This window comes from Massilia brevitalea, from assembly GCF_030711405.1.
In the GTDB taxonomy this organism is placed as follows: Bacteria; Pseudomonadota; Gammaproteobacteria; order Burkholderiales; family Burkholderiaceae_D; genus Telluria; species Telluria brevitalea.
Genome location: NZ_JAULSI010000005.1, coordinates 130,270 through 142,104, shown reverse-complemented (window position 1 = coordinate 142,104; position 11,835 = coordinate 130,270). Strand labels below are relative to the sequence as shown.

The following is an 11,835-nucleotide window of genomic DNA, read 5'->3' as shown; positions in this document are numbered from 1 at the left end:
TGCCCACCGTACGGTTTCAGCCAACAATGCCAGGGCTGCCCCAGGCCATTCGACGCTGCTGCCCAAATAAAAACGGCGAGCCCGCAGGCCCGCCGTCCGATGTGCATCCCGGCGAGGCTTATTCGCCCATCTGGCTTTGCAGGTAGTTCTGGATGCCGACCTTCACGATCAGGTCGAGCTGGGTTTCCAGCCACTCGATGTGTTCCTCGGTGTCTTCCAGGATCATCAGCAGCAAGTCGCGCGACACGTAGTCGGCGGCGGCTTCGCAGGCAGCGATGCCTTCCTTGACGGTGATCTGGGCGCCGCGTTCGAGCTTCAGGTCGCATTCCAGCATTTCCTGGGTCGATTCGCCGATCAGGATCTTATGCAGGGCTTGCAGGTTCGGCAGGCCGTCGAGCATCAGGATGCGGTCGATCAGCTTGTCGGCGTGCTTCATTTCGCCGATCGATTCGTCGTATTCTTTCTTGCCGAGCTTGGTGAAGCCCCAGTGGCGGTACATCCGGGCGTGCAGGAAGTACTGGTTGATGGCCGTGAGTTCGTTGGTCAGCTGTGCATTGAGCAGCCGAATGACGTTGGGATCGCCCTTCATGATGGTGTGCCTTGTTGTGATGGTGATTGCCGCCATCATAGCAAAGGGCGCGACGGCGCGTGCCGGAAAAACCGGCACGGAGGAAGAAGGGCGACGCTCAGGCCAGCTGGGCCGGGCGGAAACTCAGTTCGGTAACGGTCGTCTTGCTGTCGAGGTGTTCGTTCAGGACTTCGCGGGCATAGCTCACGCATTTGCCGCAGCAGGTGCCCAGGCCCAGTTCCTGGCGCAGCTCGGCCACGGAGGTGATGCCGAGGTCCACGGCCTGGCGGATTTCACGGTCGGAGATGTTATTGCAGACACAGACGATCATCGAATGCTTCCTTAACGCCGGGATAACGTTGCTTGATAATTAATGAGAATCGTTCTCATTCGTGTTGTATTCTGCTGAAACTCGACGACGAACGCAAGCGGATTTGTTGTGTGCGGGGTCACCTGAATAGAAATAATTCGCATTTAGGTTTATGATGCTAGTATCTGTCTCATCAGCGCTACATGCGTTGCGATGCATCACTGGTCATCAGTCCCCCAGCCGCACCGTGAGCGCGCATTGGCACTACTTCAACGGAACCCGCCATGACTCTCAATCCCACCCTGACCACGCTCGACGCCCTGAAAGTCGGGCAAAGCGCCACCGTGGTCCACCTCGCCCCCACCGCGCAGGGCGGCGCCGATGTACCGCGCCGCCTGATGGAGCTGGGCTTCGTGCCGGGCGAGCGCATCCGCATGCTCAAGCGTGGCCTGCCGGGCGGCCCGGTGGCGGTCAAGGTCGGCGAATCGACCTTCGCCTTGCGTAAATTCGAGGCCGCACTCGTCTCAATTCAGCCGGAATAATCAATGGGTGTCATGGAACAGCAGGTGGCGACGAAACGCGTGCCCCTGATCGCATTGCTTGGTAATCCGAACTGCGGCAAGACTGCCCTGTTCAACCGTCTCACCGGCTCGCGCCAGAAGGTCGCCAACTACGCCGGCGTCACCATCGAACGCAAGGAAGGCCACTTCACCTCGCCGAAGGGCCGCGCCCTGCGCGTGCTCGATTTGCCGGGCGCCTACAGCCTGACCGCCCAGACCCCGGACGAAGCCATCACGCGCGACGTGGTGGCCGGCCTGCGCGCCGGCGAAACCTCGCCGGACGTGGTGGTGTGCGTCGTCAACGCCACCAACCTGCGCCTGAATTTGCGCCTGGTGCTGGAAATCCAGCGCCTCGGCCTGCCCATGGTGCTGGCCCTGAACATGGTCGACGTCGCCAAGAAGCGCGGCATCGAGATCGACACTGCGCGCCTGTCGCAGGAACTCGGCATGCCGGTGGTGGAGACCGTGGCGATCCAGGCCGGCGGCGAACGCGCCCTGGTCGAGCTGCTCGACAGCATGGACTTCAATGGCGGCGTCAAACCGCAGCCGCTGGCCGCCATCGACGCCGTGCCGGTCGAGGAAACCCAGCGCGAAGTGCGCCGCATCGTCGAGGCCAGCACCAGCCATGCCCACGACAAGGGCAATTTGTCGGAAAAGATCGACAACGTGGTGCTGCACCCGACGATCGGCCCGGTGCTGCTGGCGGCGCTGATGTTCATCATCTTCCAGGCCGTGTTCAGCTGGGCCGAAGCGCCGATGGACTTCATCGAGAGCAGCGTCGGCGCCATCGGCGAATTCGTCGGCTCGGTGCTGGCCGAGGGGCCCTTGCACAGCCTGATCGTGGACGGCATCATCGCCGGCGTCGGCGGCGTGCTGGTGTTCCTGCCGCAGATCCTGATCCTGTTCTTCTTCATCCTGATCCTGGAAGACATCGGCTACCTGCCGCGCGCCGCCTTTTTGCTCGATCGCATGATGGGTGGCGTGGGACTCTCGGGCCGCGCCTTCATTCCGCTGCTGTCCTCGTTCGCCTGCGCGATTCCCGGCGTGATGGCGGCGCGCACCATCCAGAATCCGCGCGACCGCCTGGTGACGATCATGATCGCGCCCTTGATGACCTGCTCGGCGCGCCTGCCGGTGTACGCCCTGATCATCGCCGCCTTCATTCCCGAGCGCGAGGTCGGCATCTTCAATTTGCAGGGCCTGGTGCTGTTCGCGCTGTACGTGATGGGCATCGTCAGCGCCATGGGCGTGGCCTGGTACATGAAGCGCCGCAGCGGCGGCGGCCAGCATCCTTTGATGATGGAACTGCCGGCTTACCACTGGCCGCACCTGCGCTCGCTGGTCATGGGCCTGTGGGAACGCGCAGTGATCTTCCTGATGCGCGTCGGTACCCTGATCCTGACGCTGACGATCCTGCTCTGGTTCCTGTCGAGCTTCCCGGGTGCACCCGAAGGCGCCACGCAACCGCCGATCTACTACAGCGTGGCCGGCATGCTGGGCCGCGCGCTGGAAGTGATCTTCGCACCGATCGGCTTCGGCTGGCAGATCTGCATCGCGCTGGTGCCAGGCATGGCCGCGCGTGAAGTGGCGGTCGGCGCGCTCGGCACCGTGTACGCGCTGTCCGAATCCGGCGACGACGTGGCGGGCACCCTGGGCCCGCTGATCGCCGGCTCGTGGTCGATGGCCACCGCGCTGTCGCTGCTAGCCTGGTACGTGTACGCGCCGCAGTGCCTGGCGACCCTGTCCACCGTGCGCCGCGAAACCGGCAGCGCCAAGTACGCCTGGATCATGGCCGGCTACATGTTCGGCCTGGCCTACGTGGCCTCGTTCATCACCTACCGCGTCGCGCTGGCGCTGGGCGGCGGCTGACATGTGGCAGGAACTCGCCGTCGCCGTGTTCGTGCTGGTGGCCGCCGTCTACGTCGGCGCCAAGTACCTGCCGGCGGCCTGGCGCGTGCGCATCGTGAACCGCCTGTCGAAGGGCGGGGCGGATTCGCGATTGGTGCGCTGGCTCGATACCGGCGGCAGTTGCGGGAGCGGGTGCAACAGCTGCAATACCTGCGAGACGCCGGCGGAGCCAACCCCGCCGGCTGACAGCAAACATCGCGTCATTAAAATCCACCGAAAACCGTAGGGTGGACACCTGTGTCCACGCTGTCTCACCCTTCGCATATGTCACCTTGTCCGGCACGCCCGATGCCTGTCGCACACGATTGACCCAAAACATATACCGGACACAACCGGCGGCCTACGATGCCGCACCATGTCCCGCTACCGCCGCCTCCTGACCGGCCCCACCTATTTCTTCACGGTGGTGGCCTACCGCCGCCGCCCCATCTTCTGTGACGCTGCATTGCGCACCGCTTTGCGCGATGCGATCGCTACCGTGCGCCGAACACGCCCGTTTTCCGTGGACGCCTGGGTGCTACTCCCAGATCACATGCATTGCATCTGGACGCTGCCCGAAGATGACCATGCCTATTCGATACGCTGGGCCGAAATCAAACGCTACGTGTCGAGCTGGTGCCGGCCGAAGCTGCGTGCTCCAAATCTGTTGACGCAAGCTGCGCTCAACCGTCGCGAGTCGACCATCTGGCAACGCAGGTTCTGGGAACACCAGATTCGGGACGAGACCGATTTTGATCGGCACATGGATTACATCCATTTCAATCCGGTCAAGCACAAGTATGTGAAGCAGGTGAATGCGTGGCCGCATTCGACATTTCATCGGCATGTGCGGGGTGGGATTTATCCGGGCGATTGGGGTGGGTCGCCGGAGATTGAAGAGCTCCATTTCGAGTAGGTGGTGGGGTGTGCATGGGTACGACCGCGTGGACACGGGTGTCCACCCTACGAAAACCGTCATGCAGGCGTTGGCGGATCATCCAACCCCAGTACTGCGATCAGGCGCTTGGCATCGTAGGGCGCATGCACCTTGATGTCGTTGTCGAAGTAGCAGTAGACGTCACGGCTCTTGCGCCTGGACGGGGCTTTGGGTGACACCCGTTCGCCGCCTTCCGGCTGCCCACCGGCGCTCCACGCCCGAATCTTCCCGGCCCAGCGTTCGATCGCCGCATCGCCATACCCGCTCGCGTACAGCTCCTCATCCCCATGCAAGCGCAGGTACATGAAGTCGGCGGTCACGTCTTCCATGTACGGCCACTTGCCCGCCGTATCGGCCACCACCAGCGCGACCTTGTACTTGCGTAAGAGAGCAATGAAACGCTCGTCGCGAAAGCTCGGATGCCGCACTTCCACCGCATGCCGCATCGGCCGCTTCGCATCCATGGCCAGCGACACCTTGCCCTCCATGCGCGGCTGGTACTGCTGGGCGCGCGCCAGGGCCGCTTCGGTATCGTGCGGCAGCAGGGACAGGAAATGCGCGAAGCGTTCAGGATCGAACTTCACCATCTCCGGAAACTGCCACAGGAAAGGCCCCAGCTTTTCGCGTAGCTCGAAGATGCCCGAGGCCAGCACATTCGCCAGCGGCCCTTCGATCTCCTTGAGCTTGAGCATGTGGGTGATGAAGCGGTTGCCCTTGACCGCGAACAGGAAGCCGGGCGGCGTGGCGGCATACCAGGCGGCGTAGCTTTCGGGGCGCTGCAGCGAGTAGAACGAGCCGTTGATCTCGATGGTCGGCAGCTGGCGCGACGCGTAGTCGAGCTCGCGCGCCTGGACCAGGCCCCTGGGATAGAAGACGCCGCGCCACGGGACGTAGCGCCAGCCGGAGATACCGATGTAGATCGCCATGAAGCGATCATAGAGACACAGGCTGCCGCGCTCGGTGCGGTGCCGAACGCGTACAGCTGGAAGCTAAAGGTCAGCCAAGGTCAGGTCAGGGCAAGCTGGCGGCGCACGCCGCCGGCCGCGGCCACCTTGAACACGCCCACCACGTCCGACAGGCGCTCGGCCTGCAGGCGCATCGATTCGGCGGCCGCCGCCGCTTCCTCGACCAGGGCCGCGTTCTTCTGCGTCACGCCGTCCATCTCGGCGATCGCGCGGTTGACCTGGCTGATGCCGGTTTCCTGCTCGGCGCTGGCGGCGGTGATCTCGCCGATGATGCCGTTCACCTGGCGCACGCTGGCCACGATTTCCTGCATGGTGGCGCCGGCGTGGTGCACCAGGGCGCTGCCCGCGTCGACCTTGCTCACCGAGTCATCGATCAGCGCCTTCACCTCGCGCGCCGCCGCGGCCGAGCGCTGCGCCAGGTTGCGCACTTCGCCCGCCACGACCGCGAAACCGCGGCCCTGTTCGCCGGCGCGCGCCGCCTCGACCGCCGCGTTCAGGGCCAAAATATTGGTCTGGAAGGCGATGCCGTCGATAACGCTGATGATGTCGACGATCTTGCGCGAGGAGGCGTTGATCGAGTCCATGGTCTGCACCACCTGCTGCACCACGTCGCCGCCGCGCACGGCCACGTCGGCCGCCTGCGAGGCCAGGCGGTTGGCGTGGCGCGCGTGCTCGGCATTCTGCTGGACGGCGCCGGTCAGTTCTTCCATCGATGACGCGGTTTCCTCCAGCGCGCCGGCCTGCTGCTCGGTGCGGCTCGACAGATCGTGGTTGCCGGCCGCGATCTGGGCCGAGGCGCTGGCGATGGCCTGGATGCCGGTGTCGACTTCGCCGACGATGGTGTTCAGGCTGCCGTTCATTTCGCGCAGGGCGTCCAGCAGGTGGGCGGTTTCATCGTGGCCGCGCACCTCGATCACGGCGGTCAGGTCGCCGGCGGCCACGGTGCGCGCCACGCTGACGGCGCGCGCCATCGGGCGGGCGATGCTGCGCGACAGCGAAAAGCCGAACAGCATCAGGATGCTCGACAGGACAATCGTCGCGCCCGAGAACCAGGCCACGCGCGGCCAGAAGATGGCGCCGATGGTGTCGGTGTAGACGCCGGAACCGACCACCCAGCCCCAGGCCGGCACGCCCTTGACGTAGGAGATCTTCGGCACCGGCGCGTCCTGGCCCGGCTTCGGCCACAGGTAGGAGACGAAGCCGGCGCCGTCCTTTTTCACGACGTCGACAAAGGCCACGAACAGGTGCAGGCCGTTCGGGTCGGTGGAGGCGCTCAGGTCCTGGCCCTCGAGCTCGGGCTTCAGCGGATGCATCAGCATGCGCGGCCCCATGTCGTTGACCCAGATGTATTCCTGGCCGCTATAGCGCAGCACCCGCAACGCGGCCAGGGCGGCGCGCTTGGCTTCAAGCTCGTCCATCTGGCCGGCTGCGGCAGCCTGCCGGTAGCGCTCGACCACGCCGGTTGCCACCTCGACCGCCTGGCGCACGCCATTGCCGCGCTCTTCCTCGATCAGGCCGCGTTCAGACACCAGGAAGCAGGCGGCGATGATCGCCATGCCCAGGCCGGTGCTCAGGGTGAGGAGGCCGAGCTTCTGGGCTATATTCAGGCGAAACAGTTTTAGCATGTCAAAGATAGTAAATTGGAAACGTTGCAGGACGATCTACAGGGGAAACTGATCAATTAAGAAAATTGATTAACAGGGTTTAGTAAATAGTGCGCAAGTATAGCGAATGTTTCCTAATGCCAACGTTCAATTGCAAAATGTCCACTGTCTTTTTGTAAGTGCGCAACAGTGCTAAGCTAGCGGTCCCATCACATCGGCGCCTGCTCCCATGATCACCGTCCATCACCTGAATAATTCGCGCTCCCAGCGCATCCTCTGGCTGCTCGAGGAACTGGGCCTGGAATACGAGATCAAAAAGTACCAGCGCGACCCGAAGACGATGCTGGCGCCGCCGGAACTGAAGGCCGTGCACCCGCTGGGCAAGTCGCCGGTGATCACCGACGACGGCACCGTGGTGGCCGAATCCGGCGCCATCGTCGAATACCTGGTCGAGCGCTACGGCAACGGGCGCCTGGTGCCGGCGGCCGGCACGCCGGAAAAACTGAAGTACACCTACTTCCTGCACTTCGCCGAAGGCTCCGCCATGTCGCCGCTGCTGATGAAACTGGTATTCGACCGCATCGAGAACGGCCCCATGCCGTTCTTCGTCAAGCCGGTTGCGCGCGGCATCGCCCGGAAGGTGAAGGAGGGCTTCGTGAACCCGAACATCCAGGCCCAGCTCGATTACCTCGAATCCGAACTGAAGGCGCGGCCCTGGTTCGCCGGCAGCGAATTCAGCGCCGCCGACATCCAGATGAGCTTTGCGCTGGAAGCGGCGGCTTCGCGCGGCGGCCTGGGCGCCCAGTACCCGCAGCTGAGCGGCTTCCTGCAGCGCATCCATGCGCGTCCCGCGTACGCGCGCGCGCTGGAGCGCGGCGGCAAGTACGACTATGCCCGCTGATGATGACAAGGTGATGGCAAGCTGATGGCAAAACTGCTCGCGATCGACGGACTGAACATCGTGCGCCGGGTTTACGAAGCGAGCCCGGAGCCCGACTCCGACCTGAAGGCCAGCATCGCGCTGCGCCACGCGTTCTCGTCGTTCCGCAACGTGCTGGAAACGCATGCGCCGACCCACGTGCTGGCCGCCTTCGACTACGGCGGCGAGAACTGGCGCCACGCGCTGTATCCGCGCTACCGCGAGCACCGCGCGCCGATGCCGGCGGTGCTGCGCGAAGCGCTGCCGGAATTCCAGGAGCGCCTGCAGGCGGCCGGGGTGCCGGTGGCGGTGCTGCCCGGCGTCGAGGCCGACGACGTGGTCGCCACCTGCGTGATGCGCTGGCTGCAGGAGAACCGCGGCGAGGCCATCGTCGCCACCACCGACAAGGACCTGCACGTGCTGATCGCGCACGGCGCCCTGGTCTGGGACCACTTCAAGAACGAGTGGCACGACGACGCCTGGGTGCGCAACAAGTTCGGCGTGGCGCCCGAGCTGCTGCACGATTTATTGGCGCTGATGGGCGACGCCACCGACGGCGTGCCGGGCGTGTCGAAAGTCGGCATGAAGACCGCCGCGCGCCTGCTCAACGCCTACGGCGGCCTGGACGCGGTGATGGCCGGCGCCGGCATCCTCAAGACCCCGCTGGGCGAGCGTTTGCGCGCCGAACGCGAGATACTCTATTTGTCGCGCCAGCTGGTGCAGCTGAAGACCGACGTGCGCCTGGGCGTGACGTGGAAGATGCTGGCCTACGAGTCGCATTGACAGCACAAACCGACACGGAAGGACTCGACATGCTGAAGGCAGTACTGGTGGATTCGAACGCGATCTCGCGCGGCCTGCTCAACACGGTGCTCACCGAGGGCGGCTACGAGGTGGCCGGCCAGACCCACACCGGCCACGGGGGCATGCTGCTGGCCGCCAGGTTCCGCCCGCAGCTGATCTGCATCGCGCGCGAGCAGGTCGAGGACAGCGACATCGTCGAGCAGCTGCGCGCCACCCTGCCCAAGACCCTGATCTTCATGGTCTCGGGCACGCTCGATGCACCCACCATCCAGGGCGCGCTGGCGCGCGGCGTGCACGGCTTCATCGTCAAGCCCTTCAAGGCCGACGCCGTGCTCAAGACTATCCGGAATACGGTGCTTGCCGTGGTCAGGAAGCAGCAGGGCGGCGGCGCCTGATTTCTTCGGCTGCAATCGCAGCCAATTCTCCCAGGGCGCGCAATTCGCGTTCGCGCAGGCGGCGCGGCTCGCGGTCCATCACGCACAAGGCGCCAAGCCGAAAACCCTTGGCGTCGACCAGCGGCACGCCGGCATAGAAGCGGATGTGCGGGGCGCCGGTCACCATCGGGTTGTTGATGAAGCGTCCGTCGAGCCAGGTGTCGGCCACCATCAGCGGCTCGCCGGCCAGGATCGTGTGGCTGCAAAAGGCGATGTCGCGCGGGGTTTCGCTGAAGCCAACCCCGACCCGCGACTTGAACCACTGGCGCTCCTCGTCCACCAGGGTCAGCGTGGCGATCGGGCTGTCGGTGATCTGGGCCGCCAGCCAGGTGAGACGGTCGAACACGGTCTCGGGGACGCTGCCGACCAGGCCGGTGGCTGCCAGCGCGTCCAGGCGCGCCGGCTCGTCGGCCGGCAGCGCGGGCGCGGCCTGCACCGCGTGCACGGGATAAGCAAGGAAGGCCGGATCGACCGGCGCCGACGACAGCGGCGCCAGGCCGGCGCGTTCGCGCAGCAGGGAACTGACTGCGCTCAGGCGCACGCGACGGTGGCCGCCCGGCGTTTTCCAGGCCGGCAGCAGGCCGTTTTCGATCCATTGCTGGGCGGTGCTCACCGCAATGCCGAGCAGCCGGGCTGCTTCGCGGGTAGTCAGGATCGGATCGTCCGAAGTTCCGGATGAAGGCGCGGACATGACGAAAACTCTTTCAACAAAGAAATAACCAAGTTCGCATTCTACTGGACGATTTTCTAAATTTATCGAATTTGATGATGTAAGTTGCTAGAAAACATCACGATCCGTCCATATCCCACATATAGTGATGACCTAATACAATTTTTATTGACTCATAGAAATTTGACGAACAGAATGGGAGTATTCGTCATTTTCATCAGTTGTTTCGCAGGCCATCGTCAAGGAAGTCCATGCCCCATCGTCAACCCTCCGCGCAGTACGAAACCGAGCGCCTCGATGCCCTGCGCAAGCTGGAGCTGCTCGATACGCCGCCGAGCGAGGCCTTCGACCGGATCACGCGCATGGCGGCCCAGCTGTTCAAGCTGCCGGTGGCGGCGGTGTCGCTGACCGATGCCGACCGCCAGTGGTTCAAGGCGCGCGTGGGCGTGGAGCACACCTCGATCCCGCGCGAGCTGGCGCCGTGCGCGAACGTGGCCGACAGCTGCAGGATGCTGGTGGTCCCGGACTTGCAGGCCGACGCCTGCTACCGCGACAGTAACCTGGCGCGCACCGGCGTACGCTTCTATGCGGGCGCGCCGCTGATGACGCGCGACGGCTACTGCCTGGGCGCGATGTGCGTACTGGGCCAGGAACCGCGCGACATCACCGAGGCCGAGCGCGCAGGCCTGATGGACCTGGCGGCGATGGTGATGGCGCAGATCGAGCTCCAGCATGCCATCGGCCGCATCGAGCCGAGCAGCGGCATGCCGAACCGCAGCCAGTTCATCGAAGACATGAGCGACCTGGCCAACGAGCGCCCGCGCGGCGAGGTCCGGCTGGCGGCGATGGTGAACCTGGCCACGCCCGAGCAGATCAGCGACGCCATGCGCGCGATGGGCACCGCTTACCTCGACGAAGTCGTGGAGGAGGCGGTGCGCATGCTGCGCGCGGCGCTCGGGCCGGGGCGCAAGCTGTACCACGTGGCCCCGACCCAGTTCGTGTTCCTGGCCGAACCTGGCGCCGACGTGCAGCGTTTCTGCGACTGGCTCGGCAGCTGGCTCGACCTGCGCGCCGACGCCATGACCGCGCGCTTCGTCACCACCCCCACCATCGGGGTGGCGCCGTTCCGCGTCGGCCAGAGCGACACGCTCGAGGTGCTGCGCGACATGCACAGCGCGGCCCACGACGCCCTCGACGGCTCGCACCGCGTGCGGGTATTCTCGGCCGAGCAGAACGCGGTGTTCCTGCGCCGCTTTTATCTGGTCAACGAATTCGGCGCGGCGCTGGAAAGCGCCGACCAGCTGCGCCTGGTGTTCCAGCCAAAGATCGAACTGTCGACCGGACGCTGCCTCGGCGCCGAGGCGCTGCTGCGCTGGAACCATCCGGTGCTGGGCGAAGTATCGCCGGGCGAGTTCTTCCCCCTGATCGAGCAGACCTCGCTGGCGCGCGCCACCACGCGCTGGGTGCTGGCGCAGGCGCTGCAGCAGCTGGCCGCCTGGCGCGATGCCGGCCTGACGCTGCAGATGGCGGTGAACGTCTCGGCGGTGAACCTGACCGAAACGGACTTCTGCGCCCACGTGGCCGGGCAGCTGCGCCGGCACGGCCTGCCGCCCGAGGCGCTGGCGCTGGAAATCACGGAAAGCGCGCTGATGAAGAACCGCGCACTGGCCATGAAGACCCTGGAAAATCTGTCCGCCGCCGGCGTACACCTGGCGATCGACGACTTCGGCACCGGCTACAGCAGCCTGGCCTACCTGCAAAGCGTGCCGGCCAGGGTGGTCAAGATCGACCAGAGCTTCGTGCGCGACCTCGACACCGACAGGCACAAGCGCGCGCTGGTCAGCACGGTCATCAAGCTCTCGCACGACCTGGGCCGCCGCGTGGTGGCCGAGGGCGTGGAAACCGCGGCGGTGGCGACCCTGCTGCTGGCGGAAGGCTGCGACCAGGCTCAGGGCTACCTGTACGCGCGGCCGATGGCGCCGGAAGACTTCGAGCGCTGGATCTGCGCCAAGTGGACGCTGCCGCGCGAGCGCAAGGCGGTGCCGCCGCCAGTGCTGGCCTGCGCCTGATGACCGCTTGAAACGGCGTCCCTTTATTCTCGGGCGTCGCTTTCGTAGGGTGGGCACTTGTGCCCACGCGGTAGAGCTGCTGATCATTCGAGCAGCGACCGAAGTGGT

Annotated in this window: 13 protein-coding genes; 8 read left to right on the top strand and 5 right to left on the bottom strand. The window is 65.1% G+C overall.

What is annotated here, in order from left to right:
* Positions 1–118 precede the first annotated feature (118 nt).
* Both bfr and QWL29_RS04685 read right to left on the bottom strand, forming a co-directional pair.
* Positions 119–589, bottom strand: coding sequence for a bacterioferritin (gene bfr, locus QWL29_RS04690; RefSeq protein ID WP_229435948.1), 471 nt, complete (start codon positions 587–589; stop codon positions 119–121).
* A 97-nt stretch (positions 590–686) separates the two neighbouring features.
* A complete protein-coding gene (locus QWL29_RS04685) occupies positions 687–899 on the bottom strand; it encodes a (2Fe-2S)-binding protein (RefSeq protein ID WP_305821724.1) in 213 nt (70 codons plus the stop codon).
* 263 nt (positions 900–1,162) lie between these two features.
* Here QWL29_RS04685 and QWL29_RS04680 point away from each other — a divergent pair, with 263 nt between their 5' ends.
* From QWL29_RS04680 to QWL29_RS04665, 4 genes are all read left to right on the top strand, one after another.
* Positions 1,163–1,420 carry a FeoA family protein gene (locus tag QWL29_RS04680; RefSeq protein ID WP_305821723.1) on the top strand — a complete coding sequence of 86 codons (258 nt, stop codon included), beginning with the start codon at positions 1,163–1,165 and terminating at the stop codon, positions 1,418–1,420.
* A gap of 3 nt (positions 1,421–1,423) precedes the next feature.
* Entirely contained in the window at positions 1,424–3,307 is a 1,884-nt protein-coding gene (gene feoB / locus QWL29_RS04675; RefSeq protein WP_305821722.1) for a ferrous iron transporter B, read from the top strand.
* Between the two features lies 1 nt (position 3,308).
* Complete coding sequence (locus QWL29_RS04670) at positions 3,309–3,572, top strand: DUF6587 family protein (protein ID WP_305821721.1); 264 nt, start codon at positions 3,309–3,311, stop codon at positions 3,570–3,572.
* Between the two features lie 129 nt (positions 3,573–3,701).
* Positions 3,702–4,241 carry an REP-associated tyrosine transposase gene (locus QWL29_RS04665; protein WP_305821720.1) on the top strand — a complete coding sequence of 180 codons (540 nt, stop codon included), beginning with the start codon at positions 3,702–3,704 and terminating at the stop codon, positions 4,239–4,241.
* Between the two features lie 59 nt (positions 4,242–4,300).
* Here the strand turns inward: QWL29_RS04665 and QWL29_RS04660 are convergent, their stop codons facing one another.
* Both QWL29_RS04660 and QWL29_RS04655 read right to left on the bottom strand, forming a co-directional pair.
* Positions 4,301–5,188, bottom strand: coding sequence for a DUF72 domain-containing protein (locus QWL29_RS04660; RefSeq protein WP_305821719.1), 888 nt, complete (start codon positions 5,186–5,188; stop codon positions 4,301–4,303).
* A gap of 80 nt (positions 5,189–5,268) precedes the next feature.
* Positions 5,269–6,852, bottom strand: a complete 1,584-nt coding sequence (locus QWL29_RS04655) for a methyl-accepting chemotaxis protein (RefSeq protein WP_305821718.1) — start codon at positions 6,850–6,852, stop codon at positions 5,269–5,271.
* A gap of 208 nt (positions 6,853–7,060) precedes the next feature.
* Between QWL29_RS04655 and QWL29_RS04650 the strand changes: the two genes are divergently transcribed.
* From QWL29_RS04650 to QWL29_RS04640, 3 genes are read left to right on the top strand one after another with little or no spacing between them, the layout of a single operon-like run.
* Positions 7,061–7,732 carry a glutathione S-transferase gene (locus QWL29_RS04650; protein WP_305821717.1) on the top strand — a complete coding sequence of 224 codons (672 nt, stop codon included), beginning with the start codon at positions 7,061–7,063 and terminating at the stop codon, positions 7,730–7,732.
* A gap of 24 nt (positions 7,733–7,756) precedes the next feature.
* Complete coding sequence (locus QWL29_RS04645; RefSeq protein ID WP_305821716.1) at positions 7,757–8,533, top strand: 5'-3' exonuclease; 777 nt, start codon at positions 7,757–7,759, stop codon at positions 8,531–8,533.
* A 29-nt stretch (positions 8,534–8,562) separates the two neighbouring features.
* Positions 8,563–8,949 (top strand): response regulator, encoded by a 387-nt coding sequence (locus tag QWL29_RS04640; protein WP_305821715.1) that lies wholly within the window; start codon positions 8,563–8,565, stop codon positions 8,947–8,949.
* Here QWL29_RS04640 and QWL29_RS04635 read toward each other — a convergent pair.
* Positions 8,921–9,679, bottom strand: a complete 759-nt coding sequence (locus QWL29_RS04635; RefSeq protein ID WP_305821714.1) for a GAF domain-containing protein — start codon at positions 9,677–9,679, stop codon at positions 8,921–8,923. The genes QWL29_RS04640 and QWL29_RS04635 overlap by 29 nt on opposite strands.
* Before the next feature lie 230 nt (positions 9,680–9,909).
* On the opposite strand from QWL29_RS04635, the gene QWL29_RS04630 reads away from it, so the two are divergent.
* Entirely contained in the window at positions 9,910–11,727 is a 1,818-nt protein-coding gene (locus QWL29_RS04630) for a sensor domain-containing phosphodiesterase (protein ID WP_305821713.1), read from the top strand.
* The last annotated feature ends 108 nt before the right edge of the window (positions 11,728–11,835 follow it).

Coding starts and splice junctions, on each gene's coding strand:
- QWL29_RS04660 (WP_305821719.1), bottom strand. CDS start 5,188: ATGGCGATCTACATCGGTATCTCCGGCTGGCGCTACGTCCCGTGGCGC.
- bfr (WP_229435948.1), bottom strand. CDS start 589: ATGAAGGGCGATCCCAACGTCATTCGGCTGCTCAATGCACAGCTGACC.
- feoB (WP_305821722.1), top strand. CDS start 1,424: ATGGGTGTCATGGAACAGCAGGTGGCGACGAAACGCGTGCCCCTGATC.
- QWL29_RS04635 (WP_305821714.1), bottom strand. CDS start 9,679: ATGTCCGCGCCTTCATCCGGAACTTCGGACGATCCGATCCTGACTACC.
- QWL29_RS04645 (WP_305821716.1), top strand. CDS start 7,757: ATGGCAAAACTGCTCGCGATCGACGGACTGAACATCGTGCGCCGGGTT.
- QWL29_RS04640 (WP_305821715.1), top strand. CDS start 8,563: ATGCTGAAGGCAGTACTGGTGGATTCGAACGCGATCTCGCGCGGCCTG.
- QWL29_RS04670 (WP_305821721.1), top strand. CDS start 3,309: ATGTGGCAGGAACTCGCCGTCGCCGTGTTCGTGCTGGTGGCCGCCGTC.
- QWL29_RS04655 (WP_305821718.1), bottom strand. CDS start 6,852: ATGCTAAAACTGTTTCGCCTGAATATAGCCCAGAAGCTCGGCCTCCTC.
- QWL29_RS04685 (WP_305821724.1), bottom strand. CDS start 899: ATGATCGTCTGTGTCTGCAATAACATCTCCGACCGTGAAATCCGCCAG.
- QWL29_RS04630 (WP_305821713.1), top strand. CDS start 9,910: ATGCCCCATCGTCAACCCTCCGCGCAGTACGAAACCGAGCGCCTCGAT.
- QWL29_RS04665 (WP_305821720.1), top strand. CDS start 3,702: ATGTCCCGCTACCGCCGCCTCCTGACCGGCCCCACCTATTTCTTCACG.
- QWL29_RS04650 (WP_305821717.1), top strand. CDS start 7,061: ATGATCACCGTCCATCACCTGAATAATTCGCGCTCCCAGCGCATCCTC.
- QWL29_RS04680 (WP_305821723.1), top strand. CDS start 1,163: ATGACTCTCAATCCCACCCTGACCACGCTCGACGCCCTGAAAGTCGGG.